General features: G+C 71.7%; 14 protein-coding genes. 3 read left to right on the top strand and 11 right to left on the bottom strand.

All coding sequences use genetic code 11. From position 1 onward, the window contains the following. Window positions 1-146: 146 nt before the first annotated feature. The 3 genes from C7456_RS03035 to C7456_RS03045 form a co-directional block, all read right to left on the bottom strand. Complete coding sequence (locus tag C7456_RS03035) at window positions 147-1,049, bottom strand: LysR family transcriptional regulator (RefSeq protein WP_109722288.1); 903 nt, start codon at window positions 1,047-1,049, stop codon at window positions 147-149. 97 nt (window positions 1,050-1,146) lie between these two features. Then, entirely contained in the window at window positions 1,147-3,588 is a 2,442-nt protein-coding gene (locus C7456_RS03040) for a sodium:solute symporter family protein (protein WP_109722289.1), read from the bottom strand. Then, complete coding sequence (locus tag C7456_RS03045; RefSeq protein WP_109722290.1) at window positions 3,585-4,433, bottom strand: HpcH/HpaI aldolase/citrate lyase family protein; 849 nt, start codon at window positions 4,431-4,433, stop codon at window positions 3,585-3,587. The genes C7456_RS03040 and C7456_RS03045 overlap by 4 nt, the downstream gene beginning before the upstream one ends. A gap of 352 nt (window positions 4,434-4,785) precedes the next feature. Here C7456_RS03045 and C7456_RS17710 point away from each other — a divergent pair, with 352 nt between their 5' ends. Beyond that, entirely contained in the window at window positions 4,786-9,807 is a 5,022-nt protein-coding gene (locus C7456_RS17710; RefSeq protein WP_245889753.1) for a DEAD/DEAH box helicase, read from the top strand. Between the two features lie 104 nt (window positions 9,808-9,911). On the opposite strand, the gene C7456_RS03065 is transcribed toward C7456_RS17710, so the two are convergent. From C7456_RS03065 to zwf, 7 genes are all read right to left on the bottom strand, one after another. Then, a complete protein-coding gene (locus C7456_RS03065) occupies window positions 9,912-10,283 on the bottom strand; it encodes a nuclear transport factor 2 family protein (protein WP_109722291.1) in 372 nt (123 codons plus the stop codon). Window positions 10,284-10,341: 58 nt separating this feature from the next. After that, window positions 10,342-11,928, bottom strand: coding sequence for a S10 family peptidase (locus C7456_RS03070; RefSeq protein WP_109722459.1), 1,587 nt, complete (start codon window positions 11,926-11,928; stop codon window positions 10,342-10,344). Window positions 11,929-12,011: 83 nt separating this feature from the next. Then, on the bottom strand, window positions 12,012-12,866 hold the full coding sequence (locus C7456_RS03075) for a hypothetical protein (RefSeq protein ID WP_109722292.1): 855 nt from the start codon (window positions 12,864-12,866) through the stop codon (window positions 12,012-12,014). A gap of 483 nt (window positions 12,867-13,349) precedes the next feature. Further along, window positions 13,350-13,994, bottom strand: a complete 645-nt coding sequence (gene eda, locus C7456_RS03080) for a bifunctional 4-hydroxy-2-oxoglutarate aldolase/2-dehydro-3-deoxy-phosphogluconate aldolase (protein WP_425454615.1) — start codon at window positions 13,992-13,994, stop codon at window positions 13,350-13,352. A gap of 8 nt (window positions 13,995-14,002) precedes the next feature. Beyond that, a complete protein-coding gene (gene edd, locus C7456_RS03085; RefSeq protein ID WP_109722294.1) occupies window positions 14,003-15,814 on the bottom strand; it encodes a phosphogluconate dehydratase in 1,812 nt (603 codons plus the stop codon). Between the two features lie 82 nt (window positions 15,815-15,896). Continuing rightward, on the bottom strand, window positions 15,897-16,607 hold the full coding sequence (pgl, locus tag C7456_RS03090) for a 6-phosphogluconolactonase (RefSeq protein WP_109722460.1): 711 nt from the start codon (window positions 16,605-16,607) through the stop codon (window positions 15,897-15,899). A 77-nt stretch (window positions 16,608-16,684) separates the two neighbouring features. Continuing rightward, on the bottom strand, window positions 16,685-18,139 hold the full coding sequence (gene zwf, locus C7456_RS03095) for a glucose-6-phosphate dehydrogenase (protein WP_109722295.1): 1,455 nt from the start codon (window positions 18,137-18,139) through the stop codon (window positions 16,685-16,687). A 382-nt stretch (window positions 18,140-18,521) separates the two neighbouring features. Here zwf and C7456_RS03100 point away from each other — a divergent pair, with 382 nt between their 5' ends. Next, window positions 18,522-19,274, top strand: coding sequence for a GntR family transcriptional regulator (locus C7456_RS03100; protein WP_109722461.1), 753 nt, complete (start codon window positions 18,522-18,524; stop codon window positions 19,272-19,274). Window positions 19,275-19,316: 42 nt separating this feature from the next. Further along, the gene (locus C7456_RS03105; protein WP_109722296.1) at window positions 19,317-20,909 is read left to right on the top strand and encodes a tetratricopeptide repeat-containing sulfotransferase family protein; all 1,593 of its coding nucleotides are present in this window, start codon (window positions 19,317-19,319) and stop codon (window positions 20,907-20,909) included. A gap of 166 nt (window positions 20,910-21,075) precedes the next feature. On the opposite strand, the gene C7456_RS03110 is transcribed toward C7456_RS03105, so the two are convergent. After that, window positions 21,076-24,165: a TonB-dependent receptor gene (locus C7456_RS03110; protein WP_109722297.1), complete on the bottom strand. Its 3,090-nt coding sequence runs from the start codon at window positions 24,163-24,165 to the stop codon at window positions 21,076-21,078. Between the last annotated feature and the right edge of the window lie 36 nt (window positions 24,166-24,201).

Genomic DNA, 24,201 nt, shown 5'->3' on the forward strand with positions numbered 1-24,201 from the left:
AGTGCGAGCGAGCCTATGCGCTTCGCCGCCGGCATAGAACCGGCGCGGACTATGTTCAGAGGCTAGTTTTTGTTGCTTACGAGCGAAGCAAAACTATGTCGCGGCGCAGCATCGGCCGCCGGCGCGCGCCGGCGCGCGCGGGCGCGTCAGGGCGCCGGCCGGCGCCGGTCCGCGCAACCGGACTGCACCGCGTTGCGGCTCTCCTGCAGCAGCGCCGTCACCAGCCGCACGCGCACGCTGGAACGCGACCACACGATGCCGATGCGCCGCGGCACCGTCGCGCCCGGCAGCGGGATGCGCGCCAGCCGCAGGCCCTCCGGCCAGGGCCGCGCCCAGTCCGGCACCAGCGACACGCCCAGCCCGCGGTCGACCATCACCGCGATCGCGTTGAGCGCGTTGAGCTCGAAGCGCTCGCGCGGCACGATGCCGTTGGCGCGCAGGTACTCGTCGGCCTGGCGGCCGCCCCACTGGTTGCGGTCGTAGCGGATCAGCGGCTGCGTCGCCAGCAGCTCGTGCGGGTCGCGCCCGGCCATGCCCGCGGGCGCCAGCACGATCAGCGGCTCCTCGCGCAGCAGCTGCCACTCGCAGGTCTTGGGCAGCGGGAACGGCGCCTGCAGCACCACCGCCGCGTCGAGCTCGCCGCCCTCCACCGCGCGGTACAGGTCGGCCGAGTAGCCCGGCTTGATGAACACGTTGATCTTCGGGAAGGCCTCCACCATCCGCGCCAGCACGTCCGGCAGCATGCCGGCCAGCGCGGTGGGGCAGGCGCCCAGGCGCAGCTCGCCGGAGACCGCGCTCTCGTTGGCCAGGCTGCGCAGGTCGGCCACCCCGCGCAGCAGCTCGCGGGTGCGCTCCAGGATGCGCGAACCCTCCTCGGTGACGCTCACCGTGCGGCCCACGCGGGCGATCAGCGGCGCGCCGATCTCGCGCTCCAGCGTGCGGATCTGCTGCGCCACCGCCGCCGGCGTGATGTTGAGCGCGCGCGCCGCCGCGGCCATCGAGCCCTGCTCGACGACGGTGACGAAGGTATGCAGGAACTGGGTTTCCACGGCGTCTCGCTACGCGCGCGGCGGGCGCGCATCCGGCGTCCGACTATAGCCGCCGCGGCGCGCGCCGCGACGTGCCGTTGGACATCCGCGCGGCGGGTCAGTCGTCCGCGTCGGCATAGATGGTCAGGCCCTTCAGCGAGCGCCGCGGCGGCGGGAAGCACAGGCTCGCCAGGTAGCCGACGGCGATGCACAGGAAGATCGAGATCGCCAGGTAGAAGTACGGGTGCACCAGCTTGAACCACCACGCCACCAGGGTGAGGCAGATGCTGGCGCCGATGCCGATCGCCACGCCCGGCGCGTTGGCGCGGCGGGTGAACATGCCCAGCGTGTAGGCGCCGGCGAAGCCGCCGCCGAGCAGGCCGGCCAGCTCGATCGAGACGTCGAACAGCGAGCGCACGTCGAAGCGCGACAGCAGCAGCGCCAGGCCGATCCCGACCAGGCCCACCGCCACCGTCATCAGCTCGGCGAAGAACACGCTCCGCTTCTGCGTGGGGTTCTTCACCAGCCGCTCGTAGAAGTCCACCGAGATTAGCGTGGCCACGCTGTTCATGATGCCCGACAGGGTGGCCATCGCCGCGGCGAAGATGCCCGCCACGATCAGCCCGGTCACGCCCATCGGCAGCTCGGCGGCGATGAACAGCGGGAAGGTGGCGTCGATCGGCAGCAGCGGGTTCATCCGCTCCGGGTGCGCCTTGTAGTAGACGAACAGCGCGGTGCCGATCAGGTAGAACACGAAGCCGCCCGGGATCATGATCGCGGCGAACGCCCAGATCGAGCGGCCCGCCTCCCTGTCGGACCGGGTCGACAGCGTGCGCTGCATCAGCACCTGGTCCTTGGGGAAGGTCAGCACCACGTCGAACAGCACCAGGATCACGAAGCCCCACACCGTGGCCTGGGTGAGGTCGAAGCTGAAGTCCAGGAGCTTCATCTTGTGCTCGGCCGTCGCGGTGGCCATGAACTCGCCCAGGCCGCCGTGCAGGTGCCAGACGATGAAGCCGATGGCGAAGATCGCGCCGCCCATCTTCACGATCACCTGCACCACGTCGGTCCAGATCACCGCCTTCATGCCGCCCATCGCGGTGTAGACGATGGTGAAGCCGCCCATCAGCACCACGCTCCAGGCGACGCTGATGCCGGTGATGGTGGCGATCGCCAGCGCCGGCAGGAACAGGATCACGCTCATCCGGCTGCCCAGCTGGGTGAGGATGCACAGCGCGCTGGCCAGCATGCGGATGGCCGGGTGGAAGCGCGTCTCCAGGTAGGAGAACACGCTCATCAGGTCCAGCCGGCGCAGCAGCGGCACGATCCACACCGCCACGAACATCAGCCCGAACACCGCGATCAGGTTGTTGGTGAGGTACTGCCAGTTGCTCTCGAACGCCTTGGCCGGGATCGCGATGAAGCTGATCGAGCTGGTGTTGGCCGCGTACAGGCTGATGCCGGCGGCCCAGAACGGGATGCTGCGGCCGCCGACGAAGAAGCTGGAGGTCGAGCCGCGCTTCTCGCGCAGGTAGAAGTACAGGCCGATGCCGATCATCGCGGCGAGGTAGGCCACGATCACGAGCCAGTCCAGCCAGCGCAGCAGCAGCTTGCCGGACTGCACCTGGGCCGAGGCGAAGGCGACGCGGCCGTCGCCGGCGGCGGTGGCGAGCAGCAGGCCGTCCCGCCAGGCGGCGGCCGCCGCCGCGTCGCCGGCGGTCGTGCCGGGCAGCGCCGCCCACGCGCCGGTGATGGTCTGGAAGGTGGTGGGCCGCACCGCGCCGTCCGCGCCGCGCAGCAGGTAGAGCAGGTTCGCCTGGCCGAGCGCGCGCGCCGCGCCGGCCGCCGGCGTGCCGGGCAGCGCGCCGCGCGGCGCCCAGCCCGCGGCGGGCGTCCAGCGCCACAGCCGCTCGCGGCCGCCGGCCGCGGCGGGCACGGTGGCGTACAGCGCCCCGCCCTGCGCCGCCAGCGTGGTCGCCGCCGTCGCGGTCGGCCAGCCGTCGGCCGCCGTCCACTGCGGACGCTCGGCTTCCGGCGCGAGGCGCAGCAGCCGCATCGCCGGCCCCGCCCGGCCCGCCAGGTAGACCAGGGTGTCGTCCAGCGCGCCGCGCGCCGCGGCCAGCGGCGCCGGCAACGGCGGCAGCGGCTGCAGCGACAGCGCGTCGCCGGCCAGGCGCAGCCGCGCCACGCCCTCGACCGCTTGCGGCGTACCGAGCAGCGCGTAGGCGCGCCGGCCGTCGCCGAACAGCCCGGCCAGGCGTGCCGGCACGGCGCCGCCGCGCCAGCGCAGCGGCCGCCAGGCGCCGCCCTGCGGGTCCAGCCCCCAGGGCGTGCCGCCGACGATCGCCACCGCCTGCCCGTCCACCGCAGCCAGGCCCTGCAGCGCGCCCGGCGCGGCGAGCGCGGGCAGCGGCGTGCGGCGCACCGGCGCGAGGCTGTCCGCCAGCGCCGGCTGGCACAGCAGCAGCAGGCCGCACAGCGCCAGCCACGCGGCGGCGCGGCGCAGCCGGCCCGGCCGCGGACGGGCGGCGCGACGGCAGCCCCGCGATGCCACGCTCATCCGGCCGCGGCCACGATCGCCTGCGCGCGCTTGAGGAAGGGCAGGTCGATCATGCGTCCGTCGACCACGAAGGCACCGCGGCCCGCGCGCTCGGCCTCGGCCGCCGCGGCGACGATGCGCCGCGCGGCCGCCAGTTCCGCCTCCGACGGCGCGAACGCCGCGTTGGCCAGCGCCACCTGGCGCGGATGGATGCAGCTCTTGCCCAGGTAGCCCAGCCGCCGCGCCATGCGCGCCTCCGCCGCGAAGCCGGCGTCGTCGGCCAGGTCGGCGAAGGCGCCGTCGAGGGCGAACACGTCCGCCTGCGCCGCCGCCATGCGCACCGCGAACATCGCCGCGTGCACGCTGGCGGCGTCGCGGCGGTCGATCCCCTGCGGCTCGAACAGGTCGCCCAGCCCCAGCTGCAGGCCGGCCACGCGCGGGTGCGCGCCGGCCAGCGCGGCGGCCCGCGCCAGCGCCAGCGGGGTTTCGATATTGACCAGCAGGCGGATCGGCGCGGCCACGCCGTTGGCCCGCTCGGCGCGCTCCACCGCGGCCGCGGCCGCGCGCAGCGCCGCGGCGGATTCCAGCTTGGGCAGGTTGAGCAGGGCCACGCCCGGGCACGCCACCGCGCGCAGGTCGTCCTCGAAGTACGGCGTGCCCGGCGCGTTGACGCGCACGATCACCACCTTGGCCGCGGCGCGGACCGCGGCCGAGCCGACGAAGGCGGCCACCTGCGCGCGCGCCTCGTCCTTGCGGCCCGCCGCGACCGCATCCTCCAGGTCGAAGGAGAGCGCGTCGGCCGGGCCGGCCAGCGCCTTGGCGAACAGCTCCGGCCGCGCCCCCGGCACGAACAGCTTGCTACGCATGGGCCACGACCGTCCTCGTCATGGGCGGCAGTGTGCGGCAAGGCAACGCGCGGAACGCACAGCACGGGCATGTTCATTCGATAGTTTTTCTATCGACCGGGCGGGCCACTGTAGGGCGCGCGGCACGCGCCCGCCAGGTGGCGGCGCCCCCGCAGCCCGGTATGCCGCGCGCATGCGGCCGGCAGCGCGCCCGCCGAACGCGCGGCAAATGTCGGCACGACCGTTCCGCGGCTTCCACTTGGGATGGCCCGCGCCCGGCATCATCTTTGATCCCGTGGCCGCCTTCCGCAGGCGCAGCCGCCGAGACCGCCGCCGGCGATGCTGGCGTATCCTCCAGGCCACCGTCCGACCGATGACCCACGTGCCCGCCCCCCTGCCCGCCGCCGACCCGGCGCTGGATGGTTTCCATCCGGCCGTGGCGGCCTGGTTCGCCCGCACCTTCGCGGCGCCCACCGCGGCGCAGGCGGCGGCGTGGCCGTCGATCCGCCGCGGCGAGCACACCCTGGTGGCCGCGCCCACCGGCTCGGGCAAGACGCTCACCGCCTTCCTCGCCGCGATCGACGCGCTGGTGCGCGAGGGCGTGGCGCGCGGCGGCGCGCTGCCGGACGAGACGCGGGTGCTGTACGTGTCGCCGCTGAAGGCGCTGTCCAACGACATCCGCATCAACCTGGAGGCGCCGCTGGAAGGCATCCGCGCCGAGCTGGAGGCGCGGGGCCTGCCCGACGTGGCGATCCGCACCGCGGTGCGCACCGGCGACACGCCGCAGGCCGAGCGCGCGTGGATGCGCAAGGTGCCGCCGCACCTCCTGGTGACCACGCCGGAGTCGCTGTACATCCTGCTCGGCTCGCCGTCGGGCCGCGAGGCGCTGAAGAGCGTGCGCGAGGTGATCGTGGACGAGATCCACGCGCTGGCCGACAGCAAGCGCGGCGCGCACCTGGCGCTGAGCCTGGAGCGGCTGGAATCGCTGTGCCAGCGGCGGCTGGTGCGCATCGGCCTGTCGGCCACGCAGAAGCCGATCGAGGCGGTGGCGCGCTTCCTGGTCGGCGAGGGCGAGGACGCCGCGCTGGCGCCGCTTGCTCCCGCTTCCCTGCGGGGTACGCGGGGAGGCGCCATGGATGGCGCCGGCTTTGAGGAGCGAGGAGAGGGCCGGGGTGAGGGGCCAGTCTCGCCGGATGCTCCGCACGAAGCGGATCCAACAACCAACGTCCTCGCAAGCCCCGCCCCCTCATCCGTCCCTTCGGGCCACCTTATCCCCGACGGGGAGAGGGAAGCATCGCGCTGCACGATCATCGACGTGGGTCACACCCGCCCGCGCGACCTCGCCATCGAGGTGCCGCCGGTGCCGCTGGAAGCGGTGATGTCCAACGACTGCTGGGCGCTGGTCTACGACCGCCTCGCCGCGCTGGCGCAGGCGCACCGCACCACGCTGGTGTTCGTCAACACGCGCCGGATGGCCGAGCGGGTGGCGCGGCACCTGTCCGAGCGCATGGGCAAGGAGCGGGTCGCCGCGCACCACGGCAGCCTCTCGCGCGAGCAGCGGCTGGACGCCGAGCAGCGCCTGAAGCGCGGCGAGCTGCAGGCGCTGGTCGCCACCGCCTCGCTGGAGCTGGGCATCGACATCGGCGACGTCGAGCTGGTCTGCCAGATCGCCTCGCCGCGCTCGATCGCCGCCTTCCTGCAGCGCGCCGGGCGCAGCGGCCACGCGGTGGGCGGCACGCCCAAGGCGCGGCTGTTCCCCACCTCGCGCGACGACCTGGCCGAGTGCGCGGCGCTGCTGGACTGCGTGCGCCGCGGCGAGCTGGACGCGCTGGTGCAGCCGCCGCAGCCGCTGGACGTGCTGGCGCAGCAGATCGTCGCCGAGGTGGCCTGCGCCGAATGGGACGAGGACGCGCTGTACGCGCTGGTGCGCCGCGCCCACCCGTACCGCGCGCTCGCACGCAAGGACTTCGACGCGGTGGTGCGCATGCTGGCCGAAGGCTTCACCACCCGCCGCGGCGCGCGCGCCGCCTACATCCACCGCGACGCCGTGCACCGCCAGCTGCGCGGGCGGCGCGGCGCGCGGCTCACCGCGGTCACCTCCGGCGGCACCATCCCCGACACCGCCGACTACCTGGTGGTGCTGGAGCCGCAGGCCACCGTGGTGGGCACGGTGAACGAGGACTTCGCGGTGGAGAGCCTGGCCGGCGACGTGTTCCAGCTCGGCAACACCAGCTACCGCATCCTGCGCGTCGAGCCGGGCAAGCTGCGCGTGGAGGACGCCAAGGGCGTGCCGCCGAACATCCCGTTCTGGCTGGGCGAGGCGCCGGGGCGCAGCGACGAGCTGTCCTTCGGCGTGTCGCGGCTGCGCGAGGAGATCGCCGCGCGGCTGGACGAGGGCGGCATCGCCGCCACGCTCGCCTGGCTGCAGGCGACGCTGGGCCTGGGCGAGGCGGCCGCGCAGCAGCTGGCCGAGTACCTCGCCCGCGCCAAGGCGGCGCTGGGCGTGCTGCCCACGCAGTCCACGCTGGTGTTCGAGCGCTTCTTCGACGAGTCCGGCGGCACCCAGCTGGTGATCCACTCGCCCTACGGCAGCCGGATCAACCGCGCCTGGGGCCTGGCGCTGCGCAAGCGCTTCTGCCGCCAGTTCAACTTCGAGCTGCAGGCGGCGGCCACCGAGGACGCCATCGTGCTGTCGCTGTCCACCAGCCACAGCTTCCCGCTGATCGAGGTGGCGCGCTACCTGCACTCCGCCAGCGCCGAGCACGTGCTGGTGCAGGCGCTGCTCGACGCGCCGCTGTTCCCCACCCGCTGGCGCTGGAACGCGGTGACCGCGCTGGCGCTGCCGCGCTTCGTCGGCGGCAGGAAGGTGCCGCCGCAGCTGCAGCGCATGAAAAGCGAGGACCTGCTCGCCACCGTGTTCCCCGACCAAGTGGCCTGCCTGGAGAACATCGTGGGCGAGCGCGAGGTGCCCGACCATCCGCTGGTGAACCAGACCCTGCACGACTGCCTGCGCGAGGCGATGGACACCGACGGCCTGCTGCGCCTGCTGCGCGGGCTGGAGGAGGGGCGCATCGCGGTGGTCGCGCGCGACCTCGCCGCGCCGAGCCCGCTGGCCAGCGAGGTGCTCACCGCCGCGCCCTACGCCTACCTCGACGACGCGCCGCTGGAGGAGCGCCGCACCCAGGCGGTGCAGGCGCGCCGCTGGGGCGACCCCGCCGACGCCGGCGACCTCGGCCGGCTCGACCCGGAGGCGATCGCCGCGGTGCGCGCCGAGGCCTGGCCCGAGGTGCGCAGCGCCGACGAGATGCACGAGGCGCTCAACGTGCTGGGCGGCGTCACCGCGACGGAGGCCGCGGCCAACGAGGGCTGGACCGGGCGCCTGCAGGCGCTCGCCAGGTCGCGCCGCGCCACGCTGCTGCTGACCCCCATGCCCCTCGACGCTCCCTTGGCTCCCCCTCCCCTCCGGGGTACGCGGGGAGGCGCCATGGATGGCGCCGGCTTTGAGGAGCGGGGAGAGGGCCGGGGTGAGGGGCCGCCCTTGCCGGGCGCCCCGGGAAAGCCCGCTTCGAACGAGTCGGTCGCAAGCCCCGACCCCTCATCCCAACCTTCTCCCCGGAGGGGAGAAGGGGCGAACGCGGTGGGCGGTATCGCTGCGCATGAAGCTTCCGGCAATCCCACTCGCGCCGCTTCGCATGGAACGCCGGTTTGGATCGCCGCCGAACGCCTCCCCCTCTGGCAAGCCATGCACCCCCACGCGACGATGCAGCCGCCCATCGCCGCCCCCGCCGAATACGCCGAACAACCCTGGGACCGCGAGGACGCCCTGCGCGAGCTGCTGCGCTGCCGCCTCACCGGCCTCGGCCCCGCCACCGCGCCGCGGCTCGCCGCCGCGCTGGGCGTGGACACCGGCGACGTGGAGCTGGCGCTGCTCCGCCTGCAGTCGGAAGGCTACGTGATGCAGGGCCGCTTCAGCCCCGACGCGGCGGACACCGAATGGTGCGAGCGCCACCTGCTGGCGCGCATCCACCGCTACACCATCGGCCGGCTGCGCCGCGAGATCGAGCCGGTGAGCCGGCGCGACTTCCTGCGCTTCCTGCTCGACTGGCAGCACGTCGCGCCGGCCGCGCGCATGCACGGCCCGGACGCGCTGCCCGCCGTGCTGGCGCAGCTGGAAGGCTACGAGGCCGCCGCCGGCGCGTGGGAGAGCGAGCTGCTGCCGGCGCGCATCGCCGACTATTCGAGCCGCTGGCTGGACGAGCTGTGCCGCGCCGGCCGCGTCGGCTGGAGCCGCCTGCGCGCGGGCGGCGGCGGCGGCCCGGTGCGCGCCACCCCGATCGTGCTTCTGCCGCGCCGGCAGATGGCCGTCTGGACGTCCGTCGCCGCCGACGCCGCCGCGCAGGAGGCGCTGCCGTCCTCGCGCGCGCAGGCGGTGGCCGACGCGCTGGCCGCGCACGGCGCGCTGTTCTTCGACGAGCTGCTGGACGCCACGCGCCTGCTGCGCAGCGAGCTGGAGGACGCGCTGGGCGAGCTGGTCGCCGCCGGCCGCGTCACCGCCGACAGCTTCGCCGGCCTGCGCGCGCTGCTGCTGCCCGCCGCGCAGAAGCAGGCCGGCCGCCACCGCCGCCTGCGCCGGCACCTGCTCACCGAGATCGAGCATGCGGGACGCTGGGCATTGGTGCGGCGGGTTTCGCCGGGCGGTACGGCTCCTCCTCCCCGCCAGGGCGAAGGCCGGGATGAGGGATCGGGGCTTGCGACCGACTCGCTCGAAGCGCGCTCTTTCGGGGCGCCCGGCAAGGGCGGCCTCCCACCCCGGCCCTCTCCTCGCTCCTCAAAGCCGGCGCCATCCACGGCGCCTCCCCGCGTACCCCGCCGGGGAGAGGGGGCAGGCAGCGCGGGGATGCAGCGGGACGAGGCGGTCGAGCACGTCGCGCGCACCCTGCTCGCCCGCTACGGCGTGGTGTTCTGGAAGCTGCTGGAGCGCGAGGCGCCGTGGCTGCCGTCGTGGCGCGAGCTGCTGCGCGTGTACCGCCGGCTGGAGGCGCGCGGCGAGATCCGCGGCGGCCGCTTCGTCGAGGGCCTGGTCGGCGAGCAGTTCGCGCTGCCGGAGGCGATCCCCGCGCTGCGCGCGGTGCGCGCGCGGCCGCCGGACGGGCAGCTCGTCGCCCTGAGCGGCAGCGACCCGCTCAACCTGGTCGGCACCGTGCTGGCCGGCGAGAAGCTGCCGGCGCTGGCCGGCACCCGCGTGCTGTACGAGGACGGCGTGCCGGTGGCGGCGCTGCTGGCGAACCGGCCGCAGTTCCTCGCCGAGGCCGACGGCGCCGCGCAGGCGCGCTGGCGCGCCGCGCTGCGGCGCCGCCCGGACGGCGAGGCAGGCGGGGTCAGCTTGACGGGTTAGCCTGCGCCGATCGCGGCCGGAGGCCGCTCCCACGAAAACGCGGCGGCCCGTGGGAGCGGCCTCCGGCCGCGAAAGCAAGGCCCGAGAAGGCCCCGCTTGACACATCAGTCGCTGTAGTCGGCGATGTGGATCAGCAGCCCGTCGCGCACGCGGAACTCGCTGCGCCCGTCCAGGGCGAGCACCTGCCCCGCGCGCACGCCGTTGGGCAGGTCCAGCGCGAACACGCCCTCGAAGGCGATGCCCACCCGCGCCACGCCGTTGCTCTCGGCGTAGGAGGTGATGGTCTGCCGGCGCCGCGCGAACAGCGGCCGCGTGCGCTCGGCCAGCCGGCGCAGCTCCGCGATGCCCTCGGTACGCACGGTGACGGCGCCGCCGGCGACGTTCTCGAACACCACCTGCGGATGCACCGTGGCCAGCATGCCCTCCACGTCGAGGCGGTTGTAGGCGTCGAGGTAGCGGTCGATCAGCGCGCGCATGGCGGTCCGGCGGAAGGGAGGCGGCGCGAGCATAGCGCCCGCGCCGCCTCACCTGCACTCACCGCTTCACGTTGTCGGTCTGCTCGATGAAGCGCGCCACGTTGTCGTGCAGCGCCTTCAGCGACGCCTCGTGCGCGTAGACCATGTGGCCGGACGGGTACCAGGCGTAGCTGATGTTCTTCTGCAGCGCGGCCGGGATCGGCAGGTGGCGCATCTCGTAGTCGGCGGCGAAGTAGGGCGTGGCCAGGTCGTAGTAGCCGCCGTTCAAGAACACCTTGAGGTCGGGGTTGGTCTTCATCGCCATCGCCAGGTCGCCCATCACGTTGAGCGCGCCGTCGCGGCCGTGGTGCTTCAGGCCCCAGTCGTCGATGTCGGCGAACAGGCGGTACTGGCGGCCCTCGCCGAACTTGAGCTGCCGGCGCACGTAGTCGTTGAAGGCGGCCACGTAGGCCGAGCTGATCGCCGAGGACTGCGGGTCGTATTCGGACTCCTTGCTCAGCGGGTCCAGCGAGGGGCCGGCGAAGCGGCTGTCCAGGCGGCCGGTGGTGAGGTCGCCGTCGGCCTGCAGCTCGTGCTCGAACATGCCGCCGCTGACGCGCAGGTCGGCCTTGAGCAGGTAGGCCACCGGCAGGCCGGTGTACTGGTGCAGCTTCTCGGCCACCGCCTGCTTGCGCGCCGGGTCGAGCGCGGCGCCGGCGATCAGCGCGCTGGCGTACTCGCCCTGCGCGAACTGCTCCACCTCGCGCAGGAACGGCTCCAGCGCGGCCGGCGGCTGCGGCAGCTTGTGGTGGTAGTACGCGGTGGCGGCGAAGGTGGGCAGCGCCAGCACGTAGGGCAGGTCCATGCCCGGGTTGTGCTCCGGGCCGTCGATGCTGTTGTCGAAGCTCAGGATCTGCGAGAGCAGGATCACGCCGTTGAGGTCCACGCTGTCCTCGTTCTCCAGGTCGTTCGCCAGCACCGCCGAGCGGGTGGTGCCGTAGCTCTCGCCGAACAGGTACTTGGGCGAGTTCCAGCGGCCGTACCTGGACAGGAACTGGGTGACGAACTGGGCGAAGGCGTGGCCGTCGCCGTCCACGCTGTAGATCTCCTTCTTGCGGTCCTTCATCTGCTCGTCGCGCTTGGACTTGTCCTCGTCGGCGGCGATCAGGCGGCTGAAGCCCGCGCCCGGCGCGTCGATGAACACCAGGTCGGAGGCGTCGAGCAGGCTGTAGTCGTTGTTGACCAGGCCGTAGGGCGCGGCGGGCGTGTGGCTGTCGTCGCTGGTCACCACGCGCCTGGGGCCGAACGCGCCCATGTGCAGCCACACCGTGGCCGAGCCGGGGCCGCCGTTGTAGATGAAGGTGACCGGCCGCTTCGCGGGGTCCGCGCCCTTCTTGAAGTAGGCGGCGTAGAACATGCTGACGGTGGGCTCGTCCTCCTTGTCGCCCTTGCCGTGCAGCACCAGCGTGCCGGCCACCGCCTTGTAGTCGATGCGCCTGCCCTCGACGCTGACGCTGCCCTCGCTCTCGGACGACTGCGGCTGCACCAGCGCGGCGTCGGGCTTCGCCTCCGGCTTGTCGGCCTTGTCCTTGTCCTTGTCGGCGGCGAAGGCGCTGCCGGCGAGCAGCAAGGCGGCCAGGGCCGCGGCGAGGGGGAGCTTGCGCATGGGGATCATCCTGCGGGGGTGGCGGAAATCGGGCCAGCTTGGCGCAGTGCGCGCCGGCTTTTCATACCCCAGAAGTCATGCCTTCAGAACGTGAGCAGGCCGATCGCCAGCAGCGCGAGCAGCAACCCCAGCGCGTTCACCCGGTTCAGCCGCTCGCGGAAGGCCAGCACGCCGACCAGCGCGCCCAGCGCCACCACGCCCAGGTTCATGCCGGCGAACACCAGCGCCGGATCGCGCGGCAGCGCCTGGTGCGCGCGCAGGTAGGCGTAGATGTTGGCGAAGTTGAGCGCGCCCAGCAGCAGGCCCGCCGCCAGGCTGCGCGCGGTGAACGGCGCGCCGCCGCGCACGCGCCCGAGCGCGGCCAGCGCGAAGGCCACCGGCAGCGCCAGCGCGAACATCGCCTGCAGCGAGGCGCCGATCGGCACGCCGGCCGCGGCCACGCGCTTGAGCAGCACGTCGATCGCGCCGAAGCCGGCGAACACCGCCAGCGGCCAGACCCAGGCGCCGGCGCCCGCACCGCGCGCGCCGCGCTCCGGGCGCCAGACCATCGCCGCCAGCGCCAGCAGGCCGAGCAGCAGCCCGGCGCCCAGGCGCGGCGTCAGCGCCTGGCCGAACAGCGCGAACGCGGCCAGCAACGAGAGCAGCAGCGACAGCCGCTGCGCCACTTCCGAACGCACGATGCCGGCGTGCCGCACCGACGCGCCCAGCGCGAGGAAGATCGCCGGCAGCAGCACGCCCAGCGCGGCCAGCGCGAGCCACGGCGCGCCCGGCTGCCCGAGCGGCGCCAGCGGCGGACGCAGCACCAGCGCGGTCAGCCCGCCCGCCATCGCGTAGTTCCACGCCACCATCTGGCCGACGTCCGTGCGCCAGCGCCGCGCCAGCTTGAGCAGCACGGAGACCAGCACGCTGCAGGTGATCGCGCAGAGCAGATCGATCATGGGAGGGCATCGCCGGCGAAGGCGCGCAGCTTAATCCATGGGCCGGGTCGCGGCCCATGTCGGGGACGATGGCATGGTGCGGGCGGGCAATGCCTTCGAGGGATTCCGCGTCGCCGGGCCATGGCGACTGATGCGGCATGGCGTGGGCTTCGTTCCGGCGACCCGCTCTTCGCGGCCGGAGGCCGCTCCCGCAAAGGAGCAGGAAACGCGGCATCCGCGCCCGCTGCTCCCTCTCCCTTGCGGGGTACGCGGGGAGGCGCCATGGATGGCGCCGGCTTTGAGGAGCGGGGAGAGGGCCGGGGTGAGGGGCCGCACTGGCGACAAGGCCTCGATGACGGCCGTGGCACCGCCGCCCGGCGCTTGCGCCAAGTCATTCCTGGCCCCGGTTCTCTCCACAAGGCCGCGAAGAATCAGCGCACCCGGCGAATCGCCACCGCGCGCACGCGAACGCGCGCATGCCCGGCCCCGCCGGCCGGCCCACCGCTAGACCGACCGCTTCAGCACCGCCGCCTCGCGCGCCAGCAGCTCGATGCCGGCCCAGTCGCCGGCCGCCAGCCTGTCCGCCGGGGTGAGCCAGGAGCCGCCCACGCACAGCACGTTGGGCAGGGCGAGGAAATCCGGCGCGCTGGCCAAGCCGATGCCGCCGGTGGGACAGAAGCGCAGCTGCGGCAGCGGGCTGGCCCAGGCGCCGAGCAGCCTGACGCCGCCCGCGGGCACGGCGGGAAAGAACTTCAAGTGCCGGTAGCCGCGCTCCAGCAGGGCCATCGCCTCGCTCGCCGTGGCCGCGCCGGGCAGCAGCGGCAGCGCGCTGTCGTCGGCCGCGTCGAGCAGGCCGGGCGAGACGCCCGGCGAGACGGCGAAGCGCGCGCCGGCGCGCTCGGCCGCCGCGAGGTCGCCGGCCGCGAGCACCGTGCCCACGCCCACCACCGCGTCCTCCACCTCGGCGGCGATGGCGCGGATCGCGTCCAGCGCCGCCTGCGTGCGCAGCGTCACCTCGATCGCGCGGATGCCGCCGGCCACCAGCGCGCGCGCCATCGGCACCGCGTGGCGCGCGTCGTCGATGATCACCACCGGGATCACCGGGGCGAGCCTCATCACGCTCTCGACCCGGGCCTGCTTGTCGCTCATCGTGGTCATCACAGCACTCCCGCGCCGAGGTCGGCGGTGGTGGCGTGGGCGCGGAACAGGCCGAACAGCTCGCGGCCCATGCCGGTCCGGTGCGCGGAAAGGTCGGCGGCGGCCGGCGCGCGCGCGGCGAACTCGGCGGCGTCGACCAGGACGTCCAGACGTCCGTTCGCGGCGTCGAGGCGGATCGGGTCGCCGTCGCGGATCTTCGCAATGGCGCCGCCCGCCTCCGCCTCCGGCGTCACGTGGATCGCCGCCGGCACGCGGCCGGAGGCGCCGGACATGCGCCCGTCGGTGAGCAGCGCGATGCGGTGGCCGCGGTCCTGCAGCACGGCCAGCGTGGGCGTGAGCTTGTGCAGCTCCGGCATGCCGTTCGCGCGCGGCCCCTGGAAGCGCACCACGGCGACGAAGTCGCGGTTGAGCTCGCCGCGGTCGAAGGCGCGCTTCACCTCGTCCTGGTCGTGGAACACCACCGCCGGCGCCTCGATCAGCATGCGGTCCTCCGGCACCGAGGACACCTTGATCACCGCGCGGCCGAGGTTGCCGTCGAGCAGGCGCAGGCCGCCGTCCGGGCGGAACGGCTCGCTGGCCGCGCGCAGCACGCCGCGGTTGCCGCTCTCCTTCGGCACCGGCGTCCACGCCAGCGCGCCGGCCGCGTCGAGCGAGGGCACCTGCGCGTAGCGCGCCAGGCCCGGGCCCGCCACGGTCTGCACGTCGGCGTGCAGCAGGCCGGCGCCGAGCAGCTGGTCGATCAGGAAGGCCATGCCGCCGGCCTGGTGGAACTGGTTCACGTCGGCGTAGCCGTTGGGATACACGCGCGCCAGCAGCGGCACCGCGGAGGACAGCGCGTCGAAGTCCTCCCAGCGCAGCTCGATGCCCGCCGCGCGCGCCATCGCCACCAGGTGCAGCAAGTGGTTGGTGGAGCCGCCGGTGGCGTGCAGGCCGATCACGCCGTTGACGACGCTGCGCTCGTCCAGCAGCCGCCCGAGCGGCAGGCGCTCGTGCGCCATCGCGGCGGCGCGCTCCACGGCGTGCACGGTGAGCGCGTCGCGCAGCGGCGTGTCCGGCGGCACGAAGGCGCTGCCCGGCAGTTGCAGGCCCATGATCTCCATCAGCATCTGGTTGGAGTTGGCGGTGCCGTAGAAGGTGCAGGTGCCGGGCGCGTGGTAGGACGCCGCCTCCGCCTCCAGCAGCTCGGCGCGCGTGGCCTTGCCCTCGGCGTAGGCCTGGCGCACCTTGGTCTTCTGCTCGTTGGGGATGCCGCTGGGCATCGGCCCCGAGGGCACGAACACGCCGGGCAGGTGGCCGAAGCCGAGCGCGCCGATCAGCAGGCCCGGCACGATCTTGTCGCAGATGCCCAGGTACAGCGCGCCGTCGAACATGTCGTGCGACAGCGCCACCGCGGTGGCCATTGCGATCAGGTCGCGCGAGAACAGCGACAGCTCCATGCCGGCGCGCCCCTGGGTGATGCCGTCGCACATCGCCGGCACGCCGCCGGCCACCTGCGCGGTGGCGCCGGCCGCGCGCGCGGCTTCCCGGATCAGCGCAGGGTAGCGCTCGTACGGCTGGTGCGCCGAGAGCATGTCGTTGTAGGCGGTGACGATGCCGAGGTTGGGGCCGCGGCCCTCGCGCAGCGCGGCCTTGTCCTGCGGGTTGCAGGCGGCGAAGCCGTGCGCGAGGTTGCCGCAGGACAGGTGCTGGCGATGGGTGCCGTCGACGCGGCCGGCCGCGTCGACGCGCGCCAGGTAGGCCGCGCGACTGGCGCGGCTGCGCTCGGCCAGGCGGGCGGTGACTTCGGCGACGGTGGGATGCAGCGTGGTCATGGATCGGTCCGGGGTGGCGTTGGCTGGAAGCGGCGCCGCGGCGGCGGGCCGGCGCGCTCCTGGCGGAAGGGCGGTGCGGCGCTCACGGGCACCAGTACACCTCGAGCGGCACGCGCCGCTGGGTCAGCACGGCGCGCACCGGGTACTGCGCGGCCTCGCCGCGTCCCTCCAGGGCCGCGGCGAGCAGGGCGCGCTTGGGCGCGCCCTCGATGTGCAGGATCAGCGCGCGGGTGTCGAGCAGCGCGGGCAGGGCGAGGGTGATGCGCGGCTCGCCCGCGCCGGCGGCGCGCATCGGCAGCACCGGCACGCGACCGTCCGGGTCCAGCGCCTCGACCAGGCGGTCGCCGCCGGGGAAGAACGAGGCGGTGTGCCCGTCGGCGCCCATGCCCAGCACCACCGCGTCGAACGGCCGCGGCAGCGCGCGGATGCGCTGGCGCGCCTCGGCGCAGCCGGCCTCGGGCGTGTCGGCGCCGGTGTAGAGCGGCACGAACCGCGCCGCGGCCGCCGCGCCCTGCAACAGCTGCGCCTTCACCAGGCGCGCATTGGAGCGCTCGCTGTCCTCGTCCACCCAGCGCTCGTCGACCAGGGTGACCCGCACCTTGTCCCACGCCAGCGCCTGCCGCGCCAGGCGCTCGAAGAAGCGCACCGGCGTGCTGCCGCCGGACACCGCCAGCACCGCCGCGCCGCGCGCGGCGATGCCCTCGCGCAGCAGGCCGGCCACGCGCCCGGCCAGCGCGGCCGCCAGCGCCGGGCCGTCGTCGAAGCTGTACATGGCGATGCGGGGATCAGGCATGTCCACGTTCTCCTGCGGACGCTACGCCGGGCGCCGGCAATGGCCGGTGAAGCGCCGGCGCGATCGTCCGCCGCGCCTCAGTCACTGTCCTCGTTCCAGGTGCGGCCGTCGCGCTCGATCAGCGCCACCGCCGCGCTCGGCCCCCAGCTGCCGGCCGCGTACGGGCGCGGCGGCTCGCTGCTGGCGGCCCAGGCGTCGAGGATCGGATCGGCCCAGCGCCAGGCGGCCTCCACCTCGTCGCGGCGCATGAACAGGGTGGGATTGCCGCGCACCACGTCCAGCAGCAGGCGCTCGTAGGCGTCGGGCTGCTGCACGCCGAAGGCCTCGGCGAAGCTCATGTCCAGCGGCACGTGGCGCAGGCGCAGGCCGCCGGGGCCGGGATGCTTGATGGTCAGCCACAGCTTCACGCCCTCGTCCGGCTGCAGGCGCAGCACCAGGCGGTTCTGCGCCAGCGGCCCCGCGGCGTCGAAGATCGAGTGCGGCACCGGCTTGAACGCCACCACGATCTCCGACACGCGCTCGGCCAGCCGCTTGCCCGTGCGCAGGTAGAACGGCACGCCGGCCCAGCGCCAGTTGGCGATCTCCGCCTTCAGCGCCACGAAGGTCTCGGTGTCCGAGTGCTTGCCGTCCAGCTCCTCCAGGTAGCCGGGCACCTTCTGCCCCTCGGCCACGCCGGCGCGGTACTGGCCGCGCACGGTGAGCTGCGCCGCGTTGTGGCCGTCGATCGGCTTGAGCGCGTGCAGCACCTTGAGCTTCTCGTCGCGCACCGCGTCCGGCGACAGCGAGGCCGGCGGCTCCATCGCCACCATGCACAGCAGCTGCAGCATGTGGTTCTGCACCATGTCACGCAGCGCGCCGGCGCGGTCGTAGTAGGCGCCACGGCGGCCCACGCCCAGCGTCTCGGCCACGGTGATCTGCACGTGGTCGATGTGCCCGGCGTTCCACAGCGGCTCGAACAGCGCGTTGCCGAAGCGCAGCGCCAGCAGGTTCTGCACCGTCTCCTTGCCGAGGTAGTGGTCGATGCGGAAGGTCTGCGACTCGGCGAACACGCGGCCCACCGCGTCGTTGATGCGGTTGGCGCTCTCCAGGTCGCGGCCGATCGGCTTCTCCAGCACCACCCGCGACTGGCCCTGGTTGAGGCCGTGGCTGCCCAGGCGGTTGCAGATGTCCTCGAACAGCTCCGGCGAGGTGGACAGGTAGAACACCCGCACGTGCCCGGGCTCGGCGGCGATCAGCTCGGCGAACTCCTTCCAGCCCTCGTCCTTGCGCGCGTCCAGCGGGCGGTAGTGCACCAGGCCGAGGAATTCCTCCAGCCTGGCGTGCGAACCGGCCAGCGCCTCGCGCACCTGGGCGCGGTAGCCCTCGTCGTCCAGCCCCTCGCGCGCCACGCCGATCACCCGGCTGCCGGCCTGGATCTGCCCGTCGGCGTAGCGGTGCAGCAGCGCCGGCAGCAGCTTGCGCATGGCGAGATCGCCGGTACCGCCGAAGATGACCAGATCGAACGGATCGACCTGCGGACTGGATGCATTCACGGGCGAACACCTCGGAGCGTCGGGGAAGGCGGCGAGCCACCGGAGAGAGGAACGGATGGTACCAGTTACATACCACGGGCGGTACAGGTATCGCGGTGCATACGAATGCAGCCGCGGCCGGGATGCCGATCCGGCATTGCCTTCGCTTGCCGGGCGGGTTTTGGCATGCGCCGGAGACAAACGTCCGCTCCACGCATCGATCGGGGCGGTTGTCCGCACCTTTTCTCCGATCTGCCGGCTTCTTCGCCGAGATGCCCCGACGGCCGGATTTCACCCTTGGACGTGGACGCCCCGCAACCGCCGAGTCCCGCTGGTCTACCCCGGAAACCCATCCAGAATCGGCAGCTTGCCGAAACTGGTGTGTCATTGGTATCTTGTCATGATGGAATCCGTACTCACCAGCGAATACCGCCGCCTCAGCCGCGACCCGGCCACCCAGCAGCCGCTGGCCTACCTGCGGCTGCGCCAGGCCATCCGCAACGTGATCGACCAGCGCGGCATCGAGCCGGGGCAGGCGCTGCCCAGCGAGCGCGACCTGTCGCAGGCACTGGGGCTGTCGCGCGTCACCGTGCGCAAGGCGATCGGCGGGCTGGTGGAGGAAGGCCTGCTGACCCAGCGCCACGGCGCCGGCACCTTCGTCGCCGAGCGCATCGTCAAGCCGATGTCGCGGCTCACCAGCTTCACCGAGGACCTGCGCGCGCGCGGCCTCAACCCGCGCTCGGAATTCTTCGAGCGCGGCATCGGCGAGGTGACGCCCGAGGAGGCGATGGCGATGAACCTGTCGCCCGGCGCGCCGGTGGTGCGCCTGCATCGCGTGCGCTACGCCGGCGACGAGCCGCTGGCGATCGAGCGCAGCGTGGTGCCCGCCAGCGCGCTGCCCGACCCCGCGCTGGTGCACGACTCGCTCTACGAAGCCCTCGAACAGCGCGGCTGCCGTCCCCGCCGCGCCCTGCAGCGCCTGCGCGCCGTGCTGCTCACCGCCCAGCACGCCCGCCTGCTGCACGTCGCCGTCGGCAGCGCCGGCCTGGCCATCGAGCGCCGCAGCTTCCTCGACGACGGCCGCATCGTCGAGTTCACCAGCTCGTGGTACCGCGGCGACATCTACGACTTCGTGGCGGAGTTGCAGACCGATTGAGTTTCGACTCTCGATGGTGACGCCGCGCGCTATGATCCGCCAATGAATCCAGCAGCCCTCTCAGCCTCGCCGGCCGCCTTGCAACAGCGCATACGCCAGAGCCTCGAGGCCGGCAAGCTGGAGGAAGCGCAAGCGGCGCTGGAATCTCTTATCGCGCTAGAGCCGGCCAATACCGACGCACTCATCGAATTGGCCGACATCATGTTCAAGCGCGGTCGGTTCCGCGCCTCCAGCCGACCGCTGCTCCAGGCGGCACGTCGACTGCCCAGGAACGCGCCGCTGATCCTGGAACTCGTGCAGCATCTGATCGCGCGCGGAGAGATCGTCGTCGCCCGCGCCTGCCTGACGCTGCTCGCGCAAGCTCCCGATCCGCCGTCCGAACTGCTTGTTGCCCAGGCACGGATGCGCTTTTCGCTCGGCGAGCTGGATGAAGCGCTGGCGCTGATGAGGCAGGCGATTCGTGCCGGGGCAGATGCGCCGGGCGAGCTTCACTTGTATGCAATGCTGCTCCAGTTCGGCGGCGCCCTCGGCGAGGCCGGGGCCGTACTGGAACGCTGCCTCGAACGCTGGCCGCATTTCGGCGACGCGGCCATGGTGCTGGTCAACCTGCGCAAGCAGAAACCGGAGTCCAACCGTCTGGCTTGGCTGGATGAACAGCTGGGTCGGCTGCCCGATGCATCCGCCGGGCCAGACCATGCGTTCAATCGGGCCGAGTTCGAATATGCGCGCTTCAAGACACTGGACGATCTGGGCCGTCACAACGAGGCGTGGGATTCGCTTGCGCGTTGCAACGCACTCATGCATGCATTGAACCCCTACGATGCCGATGCCGAGGAAGCCGTTACCTCGGCATTGATCGCAATGCCCGCCGTATCCGCACCTGTTACCGCCTTCGAGGGCCCCACACCCATCTTCATCGTCGGCATGCCGCGTTCCGGCACGACCCTGCTGGACCGCATGCTGTCCAGCCATTCCCGGATCACCTCTGCTGGAGAGATCATCGAATTCTGGCGGCAGCTTCACTGGGTGGCCGATGTGAAACCGGCCAGAGCCGAGGGGCTACTCAGATTGATCGAACGCAGTGCGGATATCGACTACCGCGAGGTCGGTGCGCGCTACCTTCAGCAAACTCAATGGCGGGCGCAAGGCCGCGCCTACTACATCGACAAGCTGCCGGCCAACATCCAGATGGTCGCGTTCATCCGGCGAGCATTGCCCCACGCGCCTATCCTGCACATGGTGCGTGATCCGATGGATACCTGCTTTTCGAACTTCAAGGCGATGTTCGGCAACGTCTCGCCGTATAGCTACGAACTTGGCGCGCTGGCGCACTATTACCGGCAATACTCGCGCCTGGTGCAGCATTGGCGCGCGACCTTGCCGGGCGCCATGCTTGAGATCCCATATGCAATGCTGGTGCAGGATCCGCAGACCACGTTGAGCCGTGTGCTCGCCCGTTGCGGGCTGGACGTGGAACAAGCCTGCCTGCGTCCCGAACGCAACACTACGCCGGTCGCCACGCCGAGCAGTCCGCAGGTGCGGGAATCGATCCATACCCGTGGCATCGGCCAGTGGCGAAGCTACGCACGGCAATTGGAGCCTCTGCGACAGGCATTGGCCATTTCGATCGAGTGACGGCGCAGCCGCTGCAGCACGCTGCGGAAAGTCTGCCGCAGTGGGCGCCCTCTGCGGCAATTCGAACGCAAGTCGAAAGGCCGTCGCGCCGTCCTTCCGCAAAGCCGACGAAAAAAAGCCACCGGTCTCGCGACCGGTGGCTTCGTCATGCAAGTCGCTCGCCTCGTCAGTAGTCGTACGTAACCGACAGGCGCACGGTGCGGGGCGTCTGCCAGAAGATCCCCTCGCCGTAGGCATTGTTGATGGAGATCAGGTCCGGGGCCGGAGTGGCGCCATCCGGACCCAGGCCACCGTTGTAAGCGGCCTCGCCGGTGGGATTGGTCTGCAACGCCCTCTGCTGGTTCAGCGCGTTGAAGATATCCAGGTGGAAGCCGAGCTTGTGGTCCGCGAATGCCGGCATGTAGTGCAAGCCGAGATCGAGCTCTTCGGTCCACGGCGTGTGGCCCACGGAACCCGGCGTGACGCGCACGCCATGGCACCAATGGTAGTTGCCGCCGCCGCCGTTGTTGTAGCCGGTCGGATCGCCGACGCCATTGGGGCCGTAGTAGCCCAGGCACTCCTTCGGAATGCCCGACTGCGCCAGCAGCGTGCCGGACACCAGCCATTCCGGGCTGATCTGATAGGACCCGCGCGCACGGATCTGGTGCTTGCGGGTATTGATCAGCTCGCCGTACTGGCCGTCCATGAGCTCCGCGCTGTCCCAGTCCTCGGTCTTGGAGACATCGCCCTGGCCGAAGTCGGAACGCACCTGGCCCTCGGTGTTGCCGAAACCATGCGTGAAGGTGTAGTCGACGCGCGCTTCCCACTTGCCATCGAACGGATGCTCGAGGTAGAGGTTCACCGAGCCGATCTTGCGAACCGCACCCTTCGTGTAGCCCCAGTCCTGCTTGGTCATCGGCACGATGACGCGATTGGAACCGTCGTTCGAGACCAACAGCATGTCATTGGTCTTGCCCGGATTGATCAGGCGGCAATAGGAAGCACCGTAGATGGAGTCGGAGTAGTCATCCACGTTCAGCCCCATCTGGGCTGCCTTCGCGCCAAGCCGGTAGGCCGAGCACTCGTCGTCGATCGCAGCCTTCAGGTCGCGCCACATCGCCTTGGCGCCGTAGACCCAGTTGTCGCCCAGCTTCTTGTCGAAGCCGACGATGAACTCGTCCACGTACTCCGGCTTCAGGTTGCGCGCGGTCACCTGCTGCGGATCCTTGGGCAGGCCGAACTCGCCGTCGGGCGAGGTGGGCGCGCCTATCTGCGTCAGGCCCGTGGGTATACCCGTCACCGGGTCCACACCGGTGTAGCTGTAGGTCGTGACGATGTAGGTGGAACGGTTGGCCGCACGCTCCGCCGCATTGTCCGGCAGCGCAAGGTAGTAGCGGCCGGCATTGCCGTAGACCTTGAACGAGGAATCGCCGAACACGTCCCAGCTGACGCCCAGACGCGGCTCCCACTGGTTCTTCTCATCGACGAACGGCTTGCCGACGTCGTTGTAGTTGGTGAAGTGGTCGTTGCGGATACCGAGGTCCAGCAGCAGGTTGGGCGAGACCTGCCACGTATCCTGCAGGTAGTAGGCCTTCTGGCTGGTCGACATGCTGGTGGCCCAGCCGACCTCGCGCTTGCGCACGATGTTGCCGGGATAGTAGCGCCAGTAGTAGTTGATATCCGGATTGAACGGGTTCTGCTGGCTCGGACCCTGGTCATGGGCCCTGTAGTACATGTTGTCGATACCGACCGCCAGGTCGTGGTCGCCAAGCTTGTAGTCGAAGTCGACGCGCAGGCCGTGCGTATCGTTGGTCGCGTCAGGCGAGGTCCAGGTAGTGTTCGTCTGGGAGTTGATCGGAATACCCGGCAACTGGGACGGATTGGAGATGAACGGCAGCGGGCTGGTATTGCCGTACACCACCGGATCCTGGAACTTGGCCTTACCGTACAGGATGCTCAGGGTGGCCGAATCGGTGAGGTAGCTGGTGAAGTGGCCCACGTAGAACTGGGCGTTGTCCTTGGCGACGTCGTTCTTCGTCACATAGGACCCGGACTTCAGCGTGTCGTAGTCGAAATTGTAGGTCGAGCCCGCACCGGTGGACTGGTTGTTCTTCAGCGCCGTCAGCTCGAGGACGTTGTTATCGGTGATGTTCCAATCCAACTTGCCGTAGAACTTGGTGTTCTTGTCCTCGTTGTACTGGACGAGCGGAGTGCTGGCGGCCTCCACGTTGGTGGAATCCGTCTTGGTGGTTTCGGCTGCCAGGAACATGAACAGCTTGTCCTTGATCAGCGGGCCACCCAGATAGGCCGAGTAGATCGTCTCCCACTGCTTGTTGTCGTTGCGGTACTGGTGCAGGGTGCCGGGCAGGTCGGGGTTGGCCAGCTGGTAGTGCGTCAGGCCGTCGATGCTGTCGGCGTTCGGAATCGACGCGGGTACGACCGGATTGCCGTAACGGTCGTTGACCGGGCTTGCTTCGAGGAAGCGCGGGGCCCAGGCCACCTGGCCACCGAAATGCCATTCGTTGGTACCGCGCTTGCCGACCTGGTTGATCACGCCGCCGTCGGAGCGACCGTACTTGGCGCTGTAGCCGCCGGTCAGGGTCTCCTGCTGCTCGATCGCACCATATGGCAACTGGAAGCCACCCAGGTTCTTGTACGGCTCGCCGACGTTGTAGCCATTCACGTAGTAGGCGTTCTCGGAAACGCTGGAGCCGCCGAACGACACGAGCGAGTGCCCGCCGGGCCCCGTGAAGAAACTGCTACCTGCCGCGGTGTTCGGAGCGAGCAGCGCGATCGCCTCGGCGCTGTGCGTCAGAGGCAGCTTGCGCAGGTCGGCCGCGGTGATGATGGTGCTGGAGTTGACGCTGGTGACGTCGATGGCCGGCAGGGCGTTGGCCGACACGGTCACGGCGGCCAGCTGGGTGCTCTCCGTCGAGCTGCTGGTAAAATTGACGCCCGCGGCGCCGCCGGTGGACACCTGGACGCCCTCGTGCGTGCTGACCACCGCACCATCCTTCTTCAGCGTCACCGTGTAGGTGCCCACTGGGATGTTGTCCAGGCGGTAGCGGCCGGTGCTGTCCACTGCCACTTCTCGCGAGAAACCGGTGGCGCCTGAGGAAATCACCACGGTCTCGCCGGTAGCCGCAGGGGCCTGACCGAAAATGCCACCGGTGGTGCTCTGCGCCACCGCCGTGCCACCGAAGCTCATGCTCAAGGCAAGCGCCAGCGCGGTGTGTCGCCAGTGCGACGCGCGAAGGATTGGATTGCGGTTGTTCATTACAAGGACTCTCCCCAGAATGGCCTAGAAGGCCGA

Origin of the sequence: Fulvimonas soli, from assembly GCF_003148905.1 — a bacterium.
Classification (GTDB): domain Bacteria; phylum Pseudomonadota; class Gammaproteobacteria; order Xanthomonadales; family Rhodanobacteraceae; genus Fulvimonas; species Fulvimonas soli.

What these genes read in the sequence shown, in the direction of transcription:
- C7456_RS03040 (WP_109722289.1), bottom strand. Translation starts at nt 3,588, where the DNA reads ATGAGCGTGGCATCGCGGGGCTGCCGTCGCGCCGCCCGTCCGCGGCCG.
- C7456_RS03045 (WP_109722290.1), bottom strand. Translation starts at nt 4,433, where the DNA reads ATGCGTAGCAAGCTGTTCGTGCCGGGGGCGCGGCCGGAGCTGTTCGCC.
- C7456_RS17710 (WP_245889753.1), top strand. Translation starts at nt 4,786, where the DNA reads ATGACCCACGTGCCCGCCCCCCTGCCCGCCGCCGACCCGGCGCTGGAT.
- C7456_RS03065 (WP_109722291.1), bottom strand. Translation starts at nt 10,283, where the DNA reads ATGCGCGCGCTGATCGACCGCTACCTCGACGCCTACAACCGCCTCGAC.
- C7456_RS03070 (WP_109722459.1), bottom strand. Translation starts at nt 11,928, where the DNA reads ATGCGCAAGCTCCCCCTCGCCGCGGCCCTGGCCGCCTTGCTGCTCGCC.
- C7456_RS03075 (WP_109722292.1), bottom strand. Translation starts at nt 12,866, where the DNA reads ATGATCGATCTGCTCTGCGCGATCACCTGCAGCGTGCTGGTCTCCGTG.
- eda (WP_425454615.1), bottom strand. Translation starts at nt 13,994, where the DNA reads ATGAGCGACAAGCAGGCCCGGGTCGAGAGCGTGATGAGGCTCGCCCCG.
- edd (WP_109722294.1), bottom strand. Translation starts at nt 15,814, where the DNA reads ATGACCACGCTGCATCCCACCGTCGCCGAAGTCACCGCCCGCCTGGCC.
- pgl (WP_109722460.1), bottom strand. Translation starts at nt 16,607, where the DNA reads ATGCCTGATCCCCGCATCGCCATGTACAGCTTCGACGACGGCCCGGCG.
- C7456_RS03100 (WP_109722461.1), top strand. Translation starts at nt 18,522, where the DNA reads ATGGAATCCGTACTCACCAGCGAATACCGCCGCCTCAGCCGCGACCCG.
- C7456_RS03105 (WP_109722296.1), top strand. Translation starts at nt 19,317, where the DNA reads ATGAATCCAGCAGCCCTCTCAGCCTCGCCGGCCGCCTTGCAACAGCGC.
- C7456_RS03110 (WP_109722297.1), bottom strand. Translation starts at nt 24,165, where the DNA reads ATGAACAACCGCAATCCAATCCTTCGCGCGTCGCACTGGCGACACACC.